Consider the following 18695-nt stretch of genomic DNA (forward strand, 5'->3'; position numbering starts at 1 on the left):
TCAGCCTTCGGTTATCCTTCCTCCGCTTACGGAGAATATCTTCCCCTCAGTGCCGTCAAGCACTCGGCTGTCGCAGCAGGTGATGAACACCTGCATATCGTCTATATTTCTGAGGATAAACCTCTGCCTGTCACGGTCAAGCTCGCTCAGCACATCGTCAAGGAGCATCACGGGCGCTTCGCCTGTCTGGTCCCTGATTATCTTTGCCTGCGCAAGCTTCATTACAAGGGCTGTGCTTCTCTGCTGCCCCTGGGAGCCGAACTCCCTTACGGAAAGCCCGTTTATGGTAGCAACGATATCGTCACGGTGAACGCCGCAAAGGGTGTATCCCGCTTTTATATCGTCCGCTGCCGAGGCTTTGAGCCTTTGATAATAAATATCCGCCAGCTCTCCCTCGTGGTCGGTCCTGCCGTCAAGAGACCTGTATATAGTTGACTGATAGTATAAATTTAATTTTTCTTTACTTTCAGTAATTTTACTGTATAAACTCTCTGTATATAAATTTAAATTGTTACAATAAGTATCACGTATAACAGAAATATACGCACCTGTTTTGGCAAGCTGAACGTCCCAGATATCAAGGTCATCGGCGCTTCCGCTGCCTGTGAAGTTTATCTTCTTGATGAGAGCATTGCGCTGGCTGAGCAGATTTTCGTACTTGTTAAGGGCATACACAAAGGACTTTTTCAGCTGCGATGATGACAGATCAACAAAGCTTCGCCTGTTATCGGGGGAGCCTTTGGCAATGAAAAGATCCTCGGGAGTAAACACCACGCATTTAAGGCTTCCGAAAAGCCTTGAAAGCAGCGTCACCTTTACTCCGTTGAGAGCGATATTTTTTTCACGGATATTGTTTTTTCTGACTTCAAAGGATATATCCTGACTTCTGAATGAATCCCGGAAAGAAAGACGTATAGATGCCTTTTCCTTTTCAAAGCCGATGAAATCCCTGTCCCTTGTTCCACGGAATGAGCGGCAGCCTGTCATCAGCCACACGGCTTCTATCAGGTTGGTTTTTCCCTGGGCGTTATCGCCGCAGAAAATGTTCATTCTTTCGTGGGGCCTTATATCCACATCGGAAAGGTTTTTATATCCGTCAGCAAAAATGCTTTTTATTATCACTCGCCAACGACCTCAAGTCTTATGATTATATCCTCGCCTGTGATCTCAACAAGGTCGCCGGGACGGATCTTCTTTCCTCTCATAGTGCAGACCTCACCGTTTACTTTAACGATGCCGTCAAGCACCATCTGCTTTGCTTCCGAGCCGATATCGGCAACGCCTGAGAATTTAAGGAGCTGATCCAGCTTGATAAATTCGGTTTTTATGGCTATTTTTTCAGTCTGAGTTTCCATAATACGCTCCTATGATTATTCGGATTTAAGTCTTACGGGAAGAACGAGAAAGGTATAAGCATCGCCGTCGATGGGAACTATCTTCATGGGGGAAAGTCCGCCGTTGAGGAGAAGCTTTACCTTATCGGACTCAGCAGCTTTAAGTGCGTCCAGCAGATATTTGCAGTTGAAGCCGATATCCACCTTGTTGCCTGTGATATCAACAGGGAACTCGTCGGAAAGCTTTCCGAGAGTGGTGGAACAGCTTATCTTTACCTGACCGTCGCCGAAGGAGCACTTTACGGGAGCCTTTGTCTGCTCAACGATAAGGAGTGAGCATCTTTCAAGGCTGGCAATAAGCGCCTTGGTGTTGAGAACTATCTCGGTGGAGTGGTTCTGGGGGATAGAACCCTTGTAGTTGTGGAACTCGCCCTCCAGCAGTCGGGAAATTACCATATATCCGTTGATATCAAAAACGATATGCTTTCTGGAAAGGTACATATTCACAGGATCGTCGCCGTCGTCCTTGAGAAGCTTTGATACCTCGGAAAGCGCCTTTGCCTTTACAACAAAGTGGTGCCTGTCCTCGGTGTTCAGCTTTTCTGTTCTTACAGCCAGCCTGAATCCGTCTATTGCAACAAGATTGAAGATGCCGTTTTCAATGTCGAAAAGCTCTCCTGTAAGTATTGGCTTATTATCAGAAACAGATACGGCAAAAATCGTCTGACCTATCATATTTTTCAGCAATCCCTGAGAAATGGTGATGCTGTCGGAAGTATCATAGTCGGGCATTGAGGGATAATCGTCTGCGGAAAGAGCAAGAATGTTATACTCCGCATCTCCGCCCTTGATGGTAGCCTTCAGCTTGTCGTTTATATCAACGGAAACATCCTCGGAGGGCATTTTTCTGATTATCTCGGCAAAAAGCTTTGCATTTACGGTAAATTCTCCGTGATCCTCGGAATCTACCTGTATCTTTGTCTGGATACCAAGCTCAAGGTCATAGCCTGTCAGCTCCAGAGTGTTTTTATCAAGGTACATCTTGATGCCTTCAAGAGCGCTTACGGGAGATTTCTGCGGAACTGCTCTTGATACATTGTTTACCGCCTCATTGAGAACGGACTGCTTGCAGGTGAACTTCATTTATATCATTCCTTTTTATTATTATCAGTTTTACGGCTATGTATTTTATCGGTAACATTCTGAAACCAAGTTATTACAGTCAGGTTACACAGCACGTTACAAAACAAAACATATAATTACAAAATAGTAACAGTAATAGAGGTGTTGAAATTTATTAAATCGGGGTCAAAGCCTTTTGCAAGGCGGTTTTATGGGTCAACAGCAGCGTGTTGAAATATTTTTGATAGTTTTGAAAATTACAAAGCGATTACAAAACGAAAACATTTCGGTTCAAACCGTTGAATTTCTTACAGTGAAAAGTTGAAACATTTCCTAAAAAACGGTTGAATCAAAAATTCGGGGGATTTTTCACTCGTCAGTTTGTTGAATGTGGGATTTATACATTCTGTAAATCCGAAATGTAACAAGTTGTAACCATTTTGTAATTGGGCTTTTTCACTGAACCGGCTTTTTGACATCACTTTCAACAGCCTGTTGAAAGCTGTTGATATAACTTACTGTAAAATTAAACTAAAAGTATATTTTAAATTTGATTTTACAATAAGTTGTGAAATTTGGGCATCTGAAACGTTTTTTATGTTTTTCACATTCCACAACCCCCTATTTTTCGGCATTGTTGAAAGAAAGTCAAAGGTGTTGAAAAAGTTACATTTTGTAACTATCTGTAACATTTGGTAACTTTTAGCTGGATTCCCTCAGATTTTTGATGATATCATCAATGGTTTCTTTGGTTCTGGGGTCGCTTTCCATGGACTTTACGGCGGATTTGATGTAATAGGAAGCGGTGGAGTGGTTCTTTCCGCCAAGCTCCGCACCGATGCTCTCAAGCGAAAGCTGGGTCATTTCCTTGATAACATACGCTGCAACTATTCTTGCGGTGGATATCTGGGAAGATCTCTTCATGCTCCTGATATCATCGGCGGTAACGCCATATACTGCCGCCACGTCGCTTATGATCCTGTCAACGGTAACGGGGGCGGGGGAATCATCGCTGAGTATCTCCCTGATAGCGTTCTGCGCCTGTGTCATGGTGGGTGGAGTGCCCACAAGGTGCTGATATGCTTTCAGCTTCTTGACGCAGCCCTCCAGCTGCCTGATGTTGGTCTTAAGCCTTGTGGCGATGCAGTCCACCACATCGTCGGAAAGCTTGAGATTCAGCAGGTCGGCTTTTCTTTTTATGATAGCAACTCTCGTTTCAAAGTCGGGAGTTGTGATATCCGCAATAAGGCCCCATTCAAATCTTGTTCTGATACGCTCTTCAAGGGTCTTTATATCCTTTGGTGGGCGGTCGGAGGTGAGGACTATCTGCTTGCCCTGTGAATGAAGCTCGTTGAAGGTATGGAAAAATTCCTCCTGAGTTGACTCTTTGCCCGAAATGAACTGGATATCATCAACAAGAAGCACGTCCGCACTGCGGTACTTTTTCCTGAAAGGCAGGGTGTCCTTTTCCTTGATGGCTGAGATAAGCTCGTTGGTGAACACCTCGCCTGTAACATACACGATATTTGTATCAGGCTCGGAAGCCTTGATAGCGTTGGATATGGCTGTGAGCAGGTGAGTTTTTCCCAGACCCGAGGGTCCGTGGATAAACAAAGGATTATAAGCTCCCCCTCTGTTCTTGGAGACAGCCACGCAGGCAGCGTGGGCAAATTCATTTGACCTGCCTACTATAAATGTATCGAAAGTATAGTCATATTCGGCATTGGAAAATGTAAGCTCCAGCTCTTCCCTGTCCTTTATGGGCTTATAGTCGTTTTCGTCCGAATGTTCATCGGGGACGATGACTATTTCCACCTCGAAGCCCATAACGTGCATGAAAGCTTCTTTGAGCAGCTCACTGTAGTTTTTGAGAATGATCTCCTTCTGGAAGGAGGACTGCACCTTGATATAAGCTACATTGCCGTCCAGCCTGTCGGGTATCATTGATTTGAGCCACATATCATAGGCTACTTTTGTAAGCTCGTTATTGAGCACCTTCTGATGAATGTATTCGAGGACTTTATCGAATACCTCGGCAAAAGATTTCATAGAAAACCTCTTTCCCAAGCGTGAAAAACGCTGAAAAAATAAAAGAAATGCGCAGCAGCCCGCAATTTTAGCTTCAAGAGGGCATAAACACACTATTCTAATAAATTATACCATAAACCCGCCCAAATTGCAAGGGGTACGGGCATTTTTTTCGCTGAGTTAAGGTATATTTAATAATAGAATAGGGTGAAAAGTGAAAATTGAGCTTTTCAACAGGTTTTTAAAAATTGTTGAAAGAGAATTTTGTTGTATGTAATGATGGCAAGAAACTGTTAAATGAAAAGTGAATTTGACCGTACCTGTGCCTTACGGCAGAAACTGAGAGCAATTTTTGCGAAATTGCTCTCAGTTTCAAGCCGCCTGCATTTTAATAGCTTTTATTTATTTTGAGAAATAATATTCATTTGGAATACTAATCTTCAATCAACCTACAGACAAATCCTCGGCTTTGCCTATAGAGCGATTAAAGATTAGTATCAGACGGCGTTTTCCTGAGGGTAGTGGGCAACAGTTCTTCCCGTAGCTGGGGAAAGAGCGGAGAGAACGGCGGAGATGTGAAAATGTCCCTCACCGACCAGACTGTTGAGGGCGATATTGTTGTTGACGAGATATCTACCCTTGATCTTGATATGAGCGGCTCTGTACTTACGGGAGCCATAAATGCCGATAATTCGGGCGGAAATATCAGCGTTTCGCTTGATGAAAACAGCACATGGAACCTCACATCGGACTGCTATATATCTTCCTTTGACGGTGTTATCTCAAACATAAATGCAGGTGAATTTCATCTTTATGTAAACGGAGAAATGGTTGTGTGATAAAAAAAGTCTGAAAAATTCTGAAAATTTCAAAAAAACACTTGACAGAGGGCATTGGTTTGAGTTATACTATATCATTGATGGGGTATTCCCCGATGGCGTGTATATCTATGCGCCTTTGAATATGAAATCAAGTAATAAAAAGCGAGGAGGAAAGAATAGTGAAAAGAACATATCAGCCTAAGAAGCTCCACAGAAAAAAAGAGCACGGCTTTATGAAGAGAATGTCCACAAAGAACGGCCGCAAGGTGCTGTCCCGCAGAAGAGCAAAGGGCAGAAAGATGCTCTCTTACTGATTTACGATTATGCCTTTCTGTGAATATGACTTTACGGGACAGGTATAGCTGTAATACGGCTAAAGGTATCTTATGACCACAAATTTAACGGTTTGTGGTCATATTTTTTAGCTGTAAGAATTTTTTATGAGGCGGAGTTGCCATGCTTTTTACTGTCAGACTTAAAGATAACAAGGAATTTGTCAGGCTCTACGGCAAGGGCGCTTTCGTTTCCTGCGGAATGTGTACGGTATATTACCGCCGCAACGGCAGAAAAGAAAACAGGATAGGCATTTCCACAGGCAAGAAAATCGGAAATGCTGTCATGAGGAGCCGTGCCAGAAGAGTTATCAGGCAGGCTTACAGGGAAAATGAAGCTGATTTCCCCAAGGGTTACGATATTGTGATAACCGCAAGGCAGGGCAGCACCGAGTGCAAGTCCTATCACATCAGCACATTTTTCAAAAAAAAGGTCATTCCTGCCATGAAAGACCCTCAGAGGCAGAAGAGGACTGTTAAAAAATGACACCTCTTGACAGGCTGGAGTGGCTTTTTAAGGAGCTTTTCAAGCTTCCCATAAGATTTTACAAAAGGTTTATTTCAAAATATACCCCTGCGGTATGCAGATATTATCCCTCATGCTCCACATATTTCATGCAGGCTATAGAAAAGCATGGAGTTATAAAAGGAACTATTCTCGGAATGTGGAGGATACTCAGGTGCAATCCCTTTGCCAGAGGCGGAGTGGATCATGTGCCGGATAAATTTGATCTGCTTTACTGCTTTAAAAAAGAAAATAACGGTGTTCATTATCGCAATCGCAGGAAATGACCCGTAATATACATCATCAATCGAAAAACGGAGGAACATTAAAAGTATGGGTTTTATTTCTGAGTTGATAGGTTATCCTCTTGGCTGGATAATGTGGGCGGTCTATGCTCTGGTCAAAAACTATGGCGTAGCAATTCTTATCTTCACATTTATTGTCCGCCTTATCCTTTTCCCGCTGTCCGTAAAGCAGCAGAAATCGACCGCTGCAATGGCAGCCTTTCAGCCTAAGCTCGATAAGCTGAAAAAGCAGTATGCCAACAATCCCAACAAGCTCCAGGAAGAGCAGATGAAGCTCTATGCCGAGGAGAACATAAACCCCATGGCTTCCTGCCTGCCTATGTTTTTACAGCTGTTTTTCCTGTACGGCGTGTTCGACGTTGTATATCGTCCCCTTTATCACATTCTCCGAATCAGCAAGCAGGGCATTGAGGCTCTCAAGACTGTTGCGGCTCCCATGTTTGAGGGAGTAAATTACTTTAATTCCCGTCCCGAGCTTTATATCCTCCAGGCTGTAAAGGATAATCCTGCGGCATTTGAGGGCGCTGAGGGCGTTACTCCCGAAATGCTGGAAAAGATCTCCGGATTCAACAACAAACTTTTCGGCATCATTGACCTTGGCTCTATCCCTAAGACTATATTTGATGAGGGCACTGTATGGAACGCAGCTGCTATCGGTCTGCTGCTCATACCCATTATCTCAGGTGTTATCCAGCTGGCAATGACCATTTACAGCACCGCTAAGCAGAAGAAGCTCAATCCCGAGGCTTCCGCTCAGATGGGCAGCATGAACATGATGCTTTACATCATGCCCCTGTTCTCTGTATGGATCGCATTCTCCTATCCCGCAGGTATCGGTTTCTACTGGATATGCTCCTCTCTCGTTGGTCTTATCCAGATGTTCGTTCTCAACAAGATATATACTCCCGAGTATGTTGCAAAGCTGGTTGAGAAAGACAAGCTCAAAAAGAAAAATCAGAAAAAATCAGGCATTATGCAGAAATACAATGATATGCTCCAGGAGCAGCTCAAGCAGCAGAACGGCGGAACTTCAAATAACGGCAGAATGACATCGGCTCCTGTTGTAAGAGATGAAGAAACAGGCGAAGAAATCAAGCTTTCCAAGTCTCAGGCAAAGGATTACGAGAGAAAAATTATTGCCGAGGCAAGAAGAAAACAGGCTGAAATGTACGGCGACGGCAGCGTAAGCAGCGATAACGACGATGAATAAAAATCCGATACAGAAAGGATGTTTCAATATGAAAAAGGAATTTACCGCAAATACCGTAGAAGAAGCTAAGAAGCTTGCAGCAGCAGAATTCGGCGTTGATATCAGCAAGCTTATCGTAACAGTTGTTGAGGAAGAGAAGAAGGGCTTTCTCGGAATCGGCAGAAGCGATGCAAAGATAGTTGCAGAGTATGAACCCAGCAAGGCTGAGATCGCTGCCGACTATATCAAGGAAATTCTCAAGTGCATGAACATTGACGCTGAACTGGATATCACTGAAAATGAGGACGGCGCAGTTATTGATATCAAGGGCGACACCACAGGCGCTGTTATCGGCAGAAGAGGCGAGACTCTGGACGCTATCCAGTACCTTGCTTCCATGACCGCAAACAGAGGCGACAAGGAATACTACAGAATAAGCCTTGACTCCTGCGGATACAGAGAGAAGAGAAAAGCTATTCTTGAAGAGCTTGCAAAGAAGATCGCCAAGAGCGTTCTCAGAAGCGGCAGAACCTCCACTCTGGAGCCTATGAATCCTTACGAGAGAAGAATTATTCATGCGGCTGTAAGCGAGATAGAGGGTGTTACCTCCAAGAGCATCGGTGAGGAACCTTACAGAAGAGTTGTTATTTCTTCCGTAAACGGCAGACCTGAGCGCAAGGGCAATTCTCAGAGAAGAGGAAACGGAAAGCCCCGCCAGAAGAGAGAGCCTTATTCCATGGATCTTATGAAGACTTCTTTTGAAAAGGACTACAAAAAGCCCAAGCCTGAGGACAGTATGTTCGACGGAGAGCTTTACGGAAAGATTGATCTTTAATTAAATTCAAGAAAAAGTCGGTTGCGTGCCGACTTTTTTTATAGGCATTGTTCCACGTGGAACATTTGACAGGAGATGACAAAATGGGCGAACTTTCAAAGCTTCCGAATACAGGAAAGGCAGTTGAGAAGCAGCTCAACGGTGCAGGCTTTTTTACATATGACGAACTTAAAGCGACAGGTGCGGAAAAGGCATGGCTGAAACATTCAGGAGAATGACAGCTCTGCTTGTATTCACAGACTGCTTGCTTTGGAGGGTGCGATACAATAACCGAGCTGCCGCAGTACAGAAAAGACGAGCTTAAAAAAATTCTATGAGCTTCACAAATTATATTGAAAAGGAAAAACAATATGAATATTATCTCTTTTGAAGAGTTTGAAAAGATGTTTGCAGAGCAGGGCATTGAGATTAGCCAAAGTCAGTATGATATGCTTGACAAATATGCTCATATTCTGGTGGAATATAACAAGGTGATGAATCTTACGGGAATAACCGACCCTATGGGTATATCAGAAAAGCATTTTCTGGACAGTCTGCTTATTTTCAAATACTGCGATATTCCTCAGAACGGCAGGGTGATTGATGTGGGAACGGGCGCAGGCTTCCCAGGAGTGCCGATGAAGATATATCGCCATGACCTTGATGTAACTCTCCTTGACAGCCTTATGAAGCGTGTGAAGTTCCTTGAAGCAGTGGCTGCGGAGACACTTCCTATGACCTGTATCCATGCCCGTGCAGAGGATGGGGGACGTGACAAGTCACTTCGTGAGAGCTATGATGTGGCAGCTGCAAGAGCTGTGGCGGCTCTCCCTGTGCTGGCTGAATACTGCCTGCCTTTTGTTAAGGTTGGTGGCAGCTTCATTGCCATGAAGGGTCCAAATGAAAATATCAGCGAGGGCAATAATGCTGTAAAGACACTGGGCGGAGAAATATCCAATGTGTATGAATATGCGCTTCCGTGCGGCGACAAGAGGGTTATCGTTGAGATAAAAAAAATATCAGCCACACCGACAAAATATCCACGAGTAGGCGCTCAGATTTCAAAGAAGCATCTGTGATTTGCTGAATTAACCTTGGAATAGAATAATAAATGTCGCAGGGCGGCGAAATATTAAGCTTTATTTTAGGCATAAAGGGCATTACAATTATATCATCAACAAAAGAAAGGATGATATGTAATGCCCTTTAAAATTAACTTATTAGAAAATATAGGCGGCGTTATAATGAACGAAAAGCCTGCGGGCAAGGTTGTTGAGGTGGATATTGACAGAATATATCCTAACCCGAATCAGCCCAGAAGAAAATTTACTGAAGAGGACTTAAAAGAGCTGGCTGCAAGCATCAAGACAAACGGACTTATACAGCCTATAATCGTCCGTCGGCTTGATATTGGCTATGAACTTGTGGCAGGGGAAAGGAGACTTCGTGCGGCACGTCTCTGCGGTATGACGATGATTGCCTGCATTATTGTGGAGACCACAGAAAGAGGTTCTGCCATAATGGCTCTCACGGAGAATATGCAGCGTAAGGATCTTAACTTTTTTGAAGAAGCGGAAGCTATCAGTGTGATGATCGAACTGTTTGGCTACACTCAGGAAGATGTGGCTGTGAGACTGGGAAAATCACAGTCAACGGTGGCAAATAAGATACGTCTGCTGAAATATACCCGCCCTGAACGAAAAGCTATGCTTGAATACGGCTTTACTGAAAGACACGCCAGAGCTTTACTGTGCGTCAATGATGTTACTCTCAGAACTCAGCTTATTGAGGAAATATACCGCCGCAGGCTCAATGTGGAAAGTACGGAAAAACTTATTGAAATGAGAATGAAAGAAAACAAGGAAATGGTCAGAATAAAGAAGTGCCGAGGGGCTTTCAAGGATGTGAGACTTTTTGTGAATACCATAAATCATGCTGTAGAGGTGATGAAAGCAGCAGGCATTGAAGCTGAAATGCGCAAGAGCAAGCAGAAAGAATACACTGAATATGTTGTTCGTATTCCTAACAAGAGTGCATAGCAGATATATTACATAATACAAATTGTTCCACGTGGAACATCTGATTCCAGAAATTTATTTGATTTATCATAATTGGAGAATGTTCCACGTGGAACATTCTTTTTTTATTACCTTTGCCAGTTGCAAATAGTCTCCATCAATGCTATAATATTATAGTAATGAGAAAATACTCCTGAAAAGGAAATGAATTTTGCTCAAAACAGTGGCTTTGAGCTATTTTTTGCTTTATTGGAAAGGAAATTCATATAATGACTAAAATTATTGCGGTCGCCAATCAGAAAGGCGGCGTTGGTAAATCAACTACTGTGGTAAATGTGGCTGCATCTATCGGAATAAGGGGTCAGAGGGTGCTTTGCATTGACATGGACCCTCAAGGCAACACTACCAGCGGCTTTGGAATAAGAAAAAAATCAGTCTCGGTGACTGTTTATGACATTCTTATGGGCAAAAGACGTATTACCGAGGGAATAATCGAGACGGCTTATAAGAATGTATCTGTAATTTGCAGCACATCTGCTCTTGCAGGCGCTGATATTGAACTTGTTAATCTGGATAACCGCTCAAACCGCCTTAAAATGCAGCTGCTGACGGTGAAAAATGACTATGACTACATATTTATCGACTGTCCGCCCTCACTTTCACTGCTGACTATAAACGCACTTTGTGCATCTGACTCAGTGCTTATCCCGCTTCAGTGTGAGTATTATTCACTGGAGGGACTTTCTCAGCTGGTGGAGTCTATCAGGCGTGTAAAGCAGCATTATAATCCCAATATTGATATTGACGGCATTGTGTTCACCATGTTTGATGCGAGACTTAACCTTACAAATCAGGTAGTTGCTGAGGTTCAAAAGCATTTTCCAAAGAAAGTTTATCGCACAGTTATTCCAAGAAATGTTAAGCTTTCGGAGGCTCCCAGCTTTGGCAAGCCTGTCATTTATTATGACAAGTCATCCAGAGGTGCAGAGGCGTATGAACATCTGGCAGAGGAAATGCTCACCCGTCACGGTATTAAGGACATCACTCCAAAGCCTGTGAAGAAAAAGCTGCTTGGCGGCATAAAAGTCTGATTTTACAATGAAAGGAACGATTTAAATGGCTCTCGGCTCAGGTCTTGACGCTCTTTTTGAAGATAATGCAATAGAAAACAAGGAATCTCAGACATTACGTATGTCGGAGATCGAACCAAACAAATCCCAGCCCCGTAAGGCTTTTGATGAAGAAGAGATAAGGGGATTGGCTGAATCTATCCGTGAACATGGTCTTATTCAGCCTATTGTTGTGCGCCCTATGCCAAACGGCATTACCTACCAGATAATCGCAGGCGAGCGAAGATGGCGTGCCTGCCGTGTGCTGGGTCTCACAGAAGTGCCTGTTATCATTCGTGAGATGGACGACTTTGAGGCATCTCAGCTGGCTATAATCGAGAATGTTCAGCGATCTGACCTGAATCCTGTTGAAGAAGCTGCGGCTTATAAGGAACTTATTGATAAGTATGGCATGACACAGGAGTCACTTTCGAAGACAATGGGTAAATCCCGCCCATATATTGCAAACTTCATGCGTTTGTTGGCACTTCCCGATGAAGTGCTTGAAATGCTGAGAAACGGGGACATTACCACAGGTCACGCCAAGGTACTTATGTCTATCAATGATAAGATGAAGATGATAATGGCAGCCGAGACGGTTGTAAAGGACAAGCTCAGTGTTCGTGACACTGAAAAGCTGGCTGCACGTTTCAATGGCGAGGGTGATGACGACGCTGTCATCAAGACAGAGCCTAAGGATAAGCAGATGAAGAATTTCTTTACTGAAATGGAGCTTAGTTTAAAGGACAGGCTTAACCGTGGTGTTAAGATAAGCGGCAACGGAAACGGCAAGGGCAAGATCGTTCTCACTTTTGAGGACAAGGACGACCTTTGCAGGCTGACAAATGAGCTTATAAGCATTGAAAACGGCAATTATAATAGTGAAAATTAAAACACAATAGCCGCAGTGTTCCACGTGGAACATTGCGGCTGTTTTTATCACATCAGTTATCACATTAAAGAAAGTATATCTTCGTTTGAAAGCTTCGGCTGTGCGGTACGGTTAATGGAAAATGCCAGCAGGTGAGCTGCCCGCTCAATGAGCTTGTCAATATCACGGGGAGTTACCATCATATTCGGCAGGTGTTTATCGGGGGCTGTGCCTGTGATGCTGTGGACGATGCTGTGCATATCAACTACGGTGGGCACGCCTATTGCAATGACAGGGATACCCAGAGTTTCCTTTGAAAGCTCCTTGCGGCGATTCTGAACGCCTGAGCCGGGGGAGATACCTGAGTCGGTTATCTGAATGGTCGTGCCAAGACGTGAGATATCGCTGCAGGCAAGGGCATCAATGGCGATTATGCAGGTGGGCTGAACCTTTTCACAGACGGCATATATCATCTCCGAGGATTCAATGCCTGTCTGCCCCATAACACCTGCGGAGAGCACCGAGACAGAATTAAGCTGCAGACCCGAAAGTTCAGAACCTACGTTTTCTTTTGTGACATGACGTGTGGCGATAATGCGTGATGCACTGAGAGGACCGAGAGCGTCGGGGGTTATGCTCTTATTGCCAAGACCTACCACAAGCAAACGTTCCTTGTCGGGGATAAGTGCGGACAACTCATCGGAGATGTTTGAGGACTGCTCCGCAAAATCCTGTGGGTGAGCGGAAAGACGGTCTGTTTCAATAGTAATGTATCTGCCCTTGCTTTTGCCTATGCGAATGCCTGCGACCATGTCATCAACGATTATTTCGGTAATGGAGCAGACGGAGCTTTTCCTCAGCTTGCGGCGTATGCCTTTTGGAAGCTGGTTTGAGTCGGGGTCAAAAAGCTCCACTGCCAGATCGGTACGTGAATACTTTGATGAAAGCATTTTTATTACACCTTTCTTGATTTATATAGCTGATTGTATTATGTACAAAATAACTAAAAATACCCGTGATGTGTATTAGAAAATTTTACATTAAATTCTATTGAAATTACTGCCGTAAGATGGTATAATATTATAGTGTCCGAAAATATTTGGCCGACAATAAATGTTTTCGAGGCAGGATTTTATAAGCGTGATTGGAACGATGTCATTACGCTCCGCAAAAGCCAGCACCGTGTCGATGGCTTTATTCACGGCTGTTAATCCGTTTACAGATAAAACAGATAAATATGTTAATGGCTGTGGGTGTTATCATTCACAGAAAACTTTTGATGGAGGTTCAACATTATGCCTAATATTAAATCCGCTAAGAAGAGAGTAAAGGTTATCAACGCTAAGACACTTCAGAACAAGATGGTTAAGTCCAACCTTAAGACTGTTATCAAGGCTGCTGACGCTGAGAAGTCCCCTGAGGCTATCAAGCTTGCTATCAAGAAGGTTGACCAGGCTTGCGCTAAGGGTATCATGCACAAGAACCAGGCTGCAAGAAAGAAGAGCCAGCTCGCTAAGAAGCTCAACGGCTAATTTTTTCAGCAACTTAAAGTAAATATACTTAAAGCCATTTTCGGGAATACTCGGAAATGGCTTTTTTATTTGTTTCATTAAAAATAAAAATGACTTTCAACAATTTTCTAATGAGTGTTGAAAGTCATTTTGTTTTCTGAAAACAGAGTTTGTTATAAAGTTCCACGTGGAACAAAAACTGAGATTGATAAAAAAGATTTATCCGTTTCCTTTTTTACTGCAAAAAAAAATGCTGCCCCAGTGTAAACTGCTGCAGCATTTTGCATATTCTATGATTACTTGGAAGGAGTGATGATTGTCTTTCCGCCCATGTAAGGCTGGAGAGACTTGGGGATATTTACGGAACCGTCTGCATTGAGATTGTTTTCAAGCAGAGCGATAAGCATTCTGGGAGGTGCGGCAACGGTGTTGTTAAGAGTATGGGCAAAATACTTTCTGCCGTCCTCTGCCTTTACTCTGATGCCAAGTCTTCTTGCCTGAGCGTCACCAAGATTGGAGCAGCTTCCTACCTCAAAGTACTTCTTCTGACGGGGGCTCCATGCCTCAACGTCGTAGGACTTGACCTTCAGGTCTGCAAGGTCACCGGAGCAGCACTCGATGGTTCTTACGGGAACGTCCATGGAACGGAAAAGCTCAACGGTGTAGTGCCACATCTTGTGGAACCACTCCATGCTGTCCTCGGGCTTGGAGATAACTATCATCTCCTGCTTTTCAAACTGGTGGATACGGTAAACGCCTCTTTCCTCGATGCCGTGAGCGCCCTTTTCCTTACGGAAGCAGGGGGAGTAGCTGGTGAGGGTATGAGGAAGTGTGGATTCATCAACAACTGTATCAATGTACTTACCGATCATGGAGTGCTCACTTGTACCGATGAGGTAAAGATCCTCGCCCTCGATCTTGTACATCATAGCATCCATTTCGGCAAAGCTCATAACGCCTGTTACAACGCTTGAACGGATCATGAAAGGAGGAATACAGTAAGTAAAACCCTTGCCGATCATGAAGTCTCTTGCGTAAGCGGTAACTGCGGAGTGGAGACGTGCAATGTCGCCCATGAGATAATAGAAGCCGTTTCCTGCAACCTTTCTTGCAGCGTCAAGGTCGATGCCGTTAAGACGCTCCATGATATCGGTGTGATAGGGAACCTCGAAGTCGGGAACTACAGGCTCACCGAAACGTTCAAGCTCAACATTTTCGCTGTCGTCCTTACCAACGGGAACGGAGGGGTCAATGATGTTGGGAATAGTCATCATTATCTTCTTGATCTTTTCAGCAAGCTCGGTCTCCTGAACTTCAAGCTCAGCAAGACGATCGCCGAAGCGTGTTACCTGAGCCTTGACTTCCTCAGCCTCTTCCTTCTTGCCCTGACCCATAAGAGCGCCGATCTGCTTGGAAAGCTTGTTTCTCTGAGCTCTCAGCTCATCAGCCTCCTGCTTTGCAGCACGGGACTTAGCGTCCAGGTCGATTACCTCGTCAACAAGAGGAAGCTTGCTGTCCTGAAACTTCTTCTTGATATTTTCTTTTACGATGTCGGGATTTTCTCTGACAAATTTGATATCCAGCATTTTTTTCATTCCTTTTATAAATATGATATCGCATTTTGCGAAATATACAACTATATAATTATAGCAATATAAGCGAAAAAAATCAAGAGGATTTAAGTAAATATGAGGGATTTTTAATATTATTGGGTGACAAAATATAAATTATATAAATTTACGGCAGAATTATTGCTCAAGTTTCTTTTCATTCCTTGTAAGCCATATGAACTGGGATACGAACATGATAACTGCCGCAAGATTTCCCGATGACTGGCTCATTACGTAATCCATGGTGGTGATGTTTGGAGATATCATCTGATGGATATCGGGGACAAGCACAAGTATCAGCTGCCATGGGAGTATGTTGAACAGAAGCATTTTTCTGGGAAGAATAGTGCGGTTTGAAACTATCGAAATGAAACTGCCCAGCAGTAGAAGAGCGATGAAAGGATATGCGATAGAGGCGGCGGGCATAAATCGGCTGTAGTAGTCATCAACCAGACGTACTGCTGTTTCTCTGCCGAACTCAGCGGAAAAAACGGTCATCCAGTAGGAAAGTGTGCCGATGAAAAAGTGGAGCGCTGCGCCTGTGCATATGTATGCAAGTCCGCCGTATTTCATAACTGCACGCAGCTTGCGGCACTTGGGGTCTATCTGGTCTAACATGGCTTTTATGCCGAATGAATAGAAAAACATTCCTACCAATCCCGTTGCAAAAAGCAGCACGGGCCGCCACAGCTGATAAGAGCCGATCATGTAGGCTTCACGGACATATAGTCCCCTGTCGGATTTGTCAGAATGTATTATGCTGAGGGCGAGGTCGCCTACGACCATGAGCAGTGCACCCAATGCGCCCAGCATCAGGTCAAGCTTCATTTTTTTTGCGTTGATTTTCATATTTCTCCTCCGATATCTTGTTTTATTATAATTAGCATATGCTAATTATAACATTGAAAAATAAGGGTGTCAATATATGATTGACAGGCTTTTTACAGACTGTTATAATATTTACATAAACTTTTATGGGGTGATAATATGGTTCTTTTAGTTGTAGATGCGCAGGAACTTATAACGACTGACAAGCTGTATATGGCAGACAGGTTCATTGCCAATGTAAAGCAGCTTATCGGAGAGGCAAGGGCAAATGGCGTTGAGGTCATATATGTCCGCCATGATGACGGTGAAGGGTGTGAGCTGACAAAAGGCAAGGCAGGGTATGAGATATACAGCGGCTTTGCTCCGGCTAAGGGTGAAAAGATTTTTGACAAGCGGGTGAACAGTCCGTTCAGAGACACGGGGCTGCTTGAATATCTGCATTCAAAGGGGGAGAATGATATTATCATTACGGGACTGCAAACGGATTATTGCATTGATGCGTCGGTAAAATGCGGCTTTGAACATGGTTTCAGGGTAATTGTGCCGAATTTTGCAAACTCGACTTTTGACAACGAATATATGTCCGCCGAAAACAGTTATATATATTATAATGAATTTATGTGGAATGGCAGGTATGCTGAGTGCATTTCAGTTGAAGCTACAATAAGTCTTATGAAAAAAAGCAAAAACGGCTGAAATTTTACTGCGGTCTTACACAGCCATCATTCAGACTTCCCAATGATATGATAATATAGAGATATAATAACATTGAGGGGGATCATAATGAATGTGGTATTGTTGGCTGTGGCATTTTATGGGGGCATTTTTCTGCTGTTCACGCTTCCCGTCATAATATTTATTGTGAGAAATGCTCGGAAAAACGGCAGGCTCAATGATATCACCCAAAGTGCGGAAATAATGTGCAGGCTGGCGGATATCCTCTATCAGTAAAATAGTTCGAATTGACTTACCAATATCTGCTCTGATATAATTATGTCGGAGGGGAAATAATATGGAAAATATCAAACCTACGCTTAACGGAGCTGCGGAAACAATGCTCCAGAGCTTTTATGCACGTGCAAAATACTCGAAAAGCAAGAACTGCAAGTTTTATGACGCAAAGGCTGTTGAAATTGTTGACAAGCTGGATTATGATTTTGATGACGCTCACAGCGACTCTACCATGGGTAACGGAGTTATTGCAAGGTCTATAGTTCTGGACGAGCTGGTGGGGGATTTTATCAAGAAAAATCCCGACTGCGTTGTTGTGAACATTGCCTGCGGTCTTGATACGAGATTTTACCGCATGGATAACGGCAGGATAACATGGTACAATCTTGATCTGCCCGAGACCATTGAGGTCCGTGACCAGATATACAACGAGCATGGACGTGTTTCCACTATCGGTGCATCTGCTTTTGACACGTCATGGCCCGAAAAGGTCACTGTAAGAGGAAAAATGCTTTTCGTAATCGAAGGTCTTTCCATGTACCTTACAGCGGAGGAAAACGCAAAGATGCTGAGCATTATCCGTGATAATTTTGACAATGCCTATGTTATTATGGAGTGCCTGGCGAAAAAGTGGGTCAACAAGGAAGATCTCGAGAAGTCCATTCAGAAAACAGGTGCGAAATTTGTTTTCGGTGCGGACAGCTTTGATGATCTGGGTGATGTGGCAAAGGGCTTTGAAAAGGTCAAGGACGACAACATTACCCGTGGTATGGTGAAGATATATCCTATACTGAAGCCGTTCCGGAATCTGAAGTTTATCAACAAGTTTGTGCAGAAAATGCTGATTTTCAGGAAGAAGTAACAGTCGGATACGTTTGATATGATAAAAACCATCGCATGATCTTATGATTGTGCGATGGCTTTTTTTGTATGCGTATTGCATTATACGGTAGGCCCGTTTGTTGACCTGAGATATACAGACAATAATTCGAGAGCGGTCTCTTTTTGCTGAACGGTGCAGTGGTCAAGCTGTTCCAGAAGCTCCGCCTGCTTGGCGGCAAGGTTTGGATTGTCATCGGTAAGCACTGCATCGGGGGTGATATGCAGTGCTCCGCATATTTTAAGGATAGTTTCTATTCTCATGTTAACGGTGCCACGTTCAATGTCGGCATATGTTCTGTCGGAAAGATTTGCGGCGTCGGCTACTTCACTTTGTGTAAGTCCCACTTTCTTGCGTATTGCCAGCAGTTTATTGCCTATTGTTCTGAAATCATATACAAGCATTATCTTTCTCCTTTTAAAATTATAATAGGAATAATAGCTCATATTTAATCGTATTTTTACCTA

Annotated in this window: 22 protein-coding genes and 1 pseudogene; 15 read left to right on the forward strand and 8 right to left on the reverse strand. The window is 43.6% G+C overall.

What is annotated here, in order from left to right; translation table 11 throughout:
- The 4 genes from recF to dnaA form a co-directional block, all read right to left on the reverse strand.
- Window positions 1-1122, reverse strand: coding sequence for a DNA replication/repair protein RecF (gene recF, locus OCV68_RS05315; protein ID WP_262571271.1), 1122 nt, complete (start codon window positions 1120-1122; stop codon window positions 1-3).
- Window positions 1119-1355: an RNA-binding S4 domain-containing protein gene (locus OCV68_RS05320; protein ID WP_022474637.1), complete on the reverse strand. Its 237-nt coding sequence runs from the start codon at window positions 1353-1355 to the stop codon at window positions 1119-1121. Before OCV68_RS05320 ends, recF begins: the two co-directional genes overlap by 4 nt.
- A 15-nt stretch (window positions 1356-1370) precedes the next feature.
- Entirely contained in the window at window positions 1371-2477 is a 1107-nt protein-coding gene (dnaN, locus tag OCV68_RS05325) for a DNA polymerase III subunit beta (protein ID WP_262571273.1), read from the reverse strand.
- A gap of 681 nt (window positions 2478-3158) precedes the next feature.
- On the reverse strand, window positions 3159-4505 hold the full coding sequence (gene dnaA, locus OCV68_RS05330) for a chromosomal replication initiator protein DnaA (protein WP_022474635.1): 1347 nt from the start codon (window positions 4503-4505) through the stop codon (window positions 3159-3161).
- A gap of 500 nt (window positions 4506-5005) precedes the next feature.
- Here dnaA and OCV68_RS05335 point away from each other — a divergent pair, with 500 nt between their 5' ends.
- The 11 genes and pseudogenes from OCV68_RS05335 (at window position 5006) to OCV68_RS05385 (ending at window position 12469) form a co-directional block, all read left to right on the forward strand.
- Window positions 5006-5323 carry a hypothetical protein gene (locus OCV68_RS05335; protein ID WP_262571275.1) on the forward strand — a complete coding sequence of 106 codons (318 nt, stop codon included), beginning with the start codon at window positions 5006-5008 and terminating at the stop codon, window positions 5321-5323.
- 161 nt (window positions 5324-5484) lie between these two features.
- Window positions 5485-5619, forward strand: a complete 135-nt coding sequence (rpmH, locus tag OCV68_RS05340) for a 50S ribosomal protein L34 (protein ID WP_022474633.1) — start codon at window positions 5485-5487, stop codon at window positions 5617-5619.
- A gap of 142 nt (window positions 5620-5761) precedes the next feature.
- Window positions 5762-6124, forward strand: a complete 363-nt coding sequence (rnpA, locus tag OCV68_RS05345) for a ribonuclease P protein component (RefSeq protein WP_147622992.1) — start codon at window positions 5762-5764, stop codon at window positions 6122-6124.
- Complete coding sequence (yidD, locus tag OCV68_RS05350) at window positions 6121-6429, forward strand: membrane protein insertion efficiency factor YidD (protein ID WP_262571278.1); 309 nt, start codon at window positions 6121-6123, stop codon at window positions 6427-6429. Before rnpA ends, yidD begins: the two co-directional genes overlap by 4 nt.
- 46 nt (window positions 6430-6475) lie before the next feature.
- Window positions 6476-7657, forward strand: a complete 1182-nt coding sequence (locus OCV68_RS05355) for a YidC/Oxa1 family membrane protein insertase (RefSeq protein ID WP_262571280.1) — start codon at window positions 6476-6478, stop codon at window positions 7655-7657.
- A 28-nt stretch (window positions 7658-7685) separates the two neighbouring features.
- The gene (gene jag, locus OCV68_RS05360; RefSeq protein WP_262571282.1) at window positions 7686-8471 is read left to right on the forward strand and encodes an RNA-binding cell elongation regulator Jag/EloR; all 786 of its coding nucleotides are present in this window, start codon (window positions 7686-7688) and stop codon (window positions 8469-8471) included.
- Between the two features lie 83 nt (window positions 8472-8554).
- Window positions 8555-8807: pseudogene (locus tag OCV68_RS05365) on the forward strand (TfoX/Sxy family protein).
- 14 nt (window positions 8808-8821) lie between these two features.
- A complete protein-coding gene (gene rsmG / locus OCV68_RS05370; protein ID WP_022474627.1) occupies window positions 8822-9529 on the forward strand; it encodes a 16S rRNA (guanine(527)-N(7))-methyltransferase RsmG in 708 nt (235 codons plus the stop codon).
- Window positions 9530-9649: 120 nt separating this feature from the next.
- On the forward strand, window positions 9650-10489 hold the full coding sequence (locus OCV68_RS05375; protein WP_262571284.1) for a ParB/RepB/Spo0J family partition protein: 840 nt from the start codon (window positions 9650-9652) through the stop codon (window positions 10487-10489).
- 248 nt (window positions 10490-10737) lie between these two features.
- Window positions 10738-11559 carry a ParA family protein gene (locus tag OCV68_RS05380; protein WP_022474625.1) on the forward strand — a complete coding sequence of 274 codons (822 nt, stop codon included), beginning with the start codon at window positions 10738-10740 and terminating at the stop codon, window positions 11557-11559.
- A gap of 25 nt (window positions 11560-11584) precedes the next feature.
- On the forward strand, window positions 11585-12469 hold the full coding sequence (locus tag OCV68_RS05385) for a ParB/RepB/Spo0J family partition protein (RefSeq protein WP_262571286.1): 885 nt from the start codon (window positions 11585-11587) through the stop codon (window positions 12467-12469).
- A 59-nt stretch (window positions 12470-12528) separates the two neighbouring features.
- Here the strand turns inward: OCV68_RS05385 and gpr are convergent, their stop codons facing one another.
- Window positions 12529-13398, reverse strand: a complete 870-nt coding sequence (gene gpr, locus OCV68_RS05390) for a GPR endopeptidase (protein ID WP_262571289.1) — start codon at window positions 13396-13398, stop codon at window positions 12529-12531.
- Window positions 13399-13743: 345 nt separating this feature from the next.
- Between gpr and rpsT the strand changes: the two genes are divergently transcribed.
- The gene (gene rpsT / locus OCV68_RS05395) at window positions 13744-13980 is read left to right on the forward strand and encodes a 30S ribosomal protein S20 (RefSeq protein WP_022474622.1); all 237 of its coding nucleotides are present in this window, start codon (window positions 13744-13746) and stop codon (window positions 13978-13980) included.
- 275 nt (window positions 13981-14255) lie between these two features.
- Here rpsT and serS read toward each other — a convergent pair whose 3' ends face one another.
- A complete protein-coding gene (serS, locus tag OCV68_RS05400) occupies window positions 14256-15545 on the reverse strand; it encodes a serine--tRNA ligase (RefSeq protein WP_022474621.1) in 1290 nt (429 codons plus the stop codon).
- A gap of 162 nt (window positions 15546-15707) precedes the next feature.
- Window positions 15708-16418, reverse strand: a complete 711-nt coding sequence (locus tag OCV68_RS05405; protein ID WP_262571292.1) for a DUF6796 family protein — start codon at window positions 16416-16418, stop codon at window positions 15708-15710.
- Window positions 16419-16556: 138 nt separating this feature from the next.
- Between OCV68_RS05405 and OCV68_RS05410 the strand changes: the two genes are divergently transcribed.
- From OCV68_RS05410 to OCV68_RS05420, 3 genes are all read left to right on the forward strand, one after another.
- Entirely contained in the window at window positions 16557-17093 is a 537-nt protein-coding gene (locus tag OCV68_RS05410; RefSeq protein ID WP_022474619.1) for a cysteine hydrolase family protein, read from the forward strand.
- A gap of 87 nt (window positions 17094-17180) precedes the next feature.
- Window positions 17181-17348: a hypothetical protein gene (locus tag OCV68_RS05415; RefSeq protein ID WP_262571295.1), complete on the forward strand. Its 168-nt coding sequence runs from the start codon at window positions 17181-17183 to the stop codon at window positions 17346-17348.
- A 61-nt stretch (window positions 17349-17409) separates the two neighbouring features.
- A complete protein-coding gene (locus tag OCV68_RS05420) occupies window positions 17410-18210 on the forward strand; it encodes a class I SAM-dependent methyltransferase (RefSeq protein WP_262571297.1) in 801 nt (266 codons plus the stop codon).
- An 80-nt stretch (window positions 18211-18290) separates the two neighbouring features.
- Here the strand turns inward: OCV68_RS05420 and OCV68_RS05425 are convergent, their stop codons facing one another.
- On the reverse strand, window positions 18291-18632 hold the full coding sequence (locus OCV68_RS05425; protein ID WP_262571299.1) for a helix-turn-helix domain-containing protein: 342 nt from the start codon (window positions 18630-18632) through the stop codon (window positions 18291-18293).
- Window positions 18633-18695 lie beyond the last annotated feature (63 nt).

Source organism: Huintestinicola butyrica (assembly GCF_025567215.1).
In the GTDB taxonomy this organism is placed as follows: Bacteria; Bacillota; Clostridia; order Oscillospirales; family Ruminococcaceae; genus Huintestinicola; species Huintestinicola butyrica.

Bases quoted from the DNA above. Each gene is read 5' to 3' on its own strand.
- OCV68_RS05405 (WP_262571292.1), bottom strand. From the start codon at position 16,418: ATGAAAATCAACGCAAAAAAAATGAAGCTTGACCTGATGCTGGGCGCA.
- dnaN (WP_262571273.1), bottom strand. From the start codon at position 2,477: ATGAAGTTCACCTGCAAGCAGTCCGTTCTCAATGAGGCGGTAAACAAT.
- OCV68_RS05420 (WP_262571297.1), top strand. From the start codon at position 17,410: ATGGAAAATATCAAACCTACGCTTAACGGAGCTGCGGAAACAATGCTC.
- gpr (WP_262571289.1), bottom strand. From the start codon at position 13,398: ATGCTTTCATCAAAGTATTCACGTACCGATCTGGCAGTGGAGCTTTTT.
- rpsT (WP_022474622.1), top strand. From the start codon at position 13,744: ATGCCTAATATTAAATCCGCTAAGAAGAGAGTAAAGGTTATCAACGCT.
- OCV68_RS05415 (WP_262571295.1), top strand. From the start codon at position 17,181: ATGAATGTGGTATTGTTGGCTGTGGCATTTTATGGGGGCATTTTTCTG.
- serS (WP_022474621.1), bottom strand. From the start codon at position 15,545: ATGCTGGATATCAAATTTGTCAGAGAAAATCCCGACATCGTAAAAGAA.
- rnpA (WP_147622992.1), top strand. From the start codon at position 5,762: ATGCTTTTTACTGTCAGACTTAAAGATAACAAGGAATTTGTCAGGCTC.
- OCV68_RS05355 (WP_262571280.1), top strand. From the start codon at position 6,476: ATGGGTTTTATTTCTGAGTTGATAGGTTATCCTCTTGGCTGGATAATG.
- jag (WP_262571282.1), top strand. From the start codon at position 7,686: ATGAAAAAGGAATTTACCGCAAATACCGTAGAAGAAGCTAAGAAGCTT.
- yidD (WP_262571278.1), top strand. From the start codon at position 6,121: ATGACACCTCTTGACAGGCTGGAGTGGCTTTTTAAGGAGCTTTTCAAG.
- OCV68_RS05385 (WP_262571286.1), top strand. From the start codon at position 11,585: ATGGCTCTCGGCTCAGGTCTTGACGCTCTTTTTGAAGATAATGCAATA.
- dnaA (WP_022474635.1), bottom strand. From the start codon at position 4,505: ATGAAATCTTTTGCCGAGGTATTCGATAAAGTCCTCGAATACATTCAT.
- OCV68_RS05410 (WP_022474619.1), top strand. From the start codon at position 16,557: ATGGTTCTTTTAGTTGTAGATGCGCAGGAACTTATAACGACTGACAAG.
- OCV68_RS05380 (WP_022474625.1), top strand. From the start codon at position 10,738: ATGACTAAAATTATTGCGGTCGCCAATCAGAAAGGCGGCGTTGGTAAA.
- OCV68_RS05425 (WP_262571299.1), bottom strand. From the start codon at position 18,632: ATGCTTGTATATGATTTCAGAACAATAGGCAATAAACTGCTGGCAATA.
- OCV68_RS05320 (WP_022474637.1), bottom strand. From the start codon at position 1,355: ATGGAAACTCAGACTGAAAAAATAGCCATAAAAACCGAATTTATCAAG.
- rsmG (WP_022474627.1), top strand. From the start codon at position 8,822: ATGAATATTATCTCTTTTGAAGAGTTTGAAAAGATGTTTGCAGAGCAG.
- OCV68_RS05375 (WP_262571284.1), top strand. From the start codon at position 9,650: ATGCCCTTTAAAATTAACTTATTAGAAAATATAGGCGGCGTTATAATG.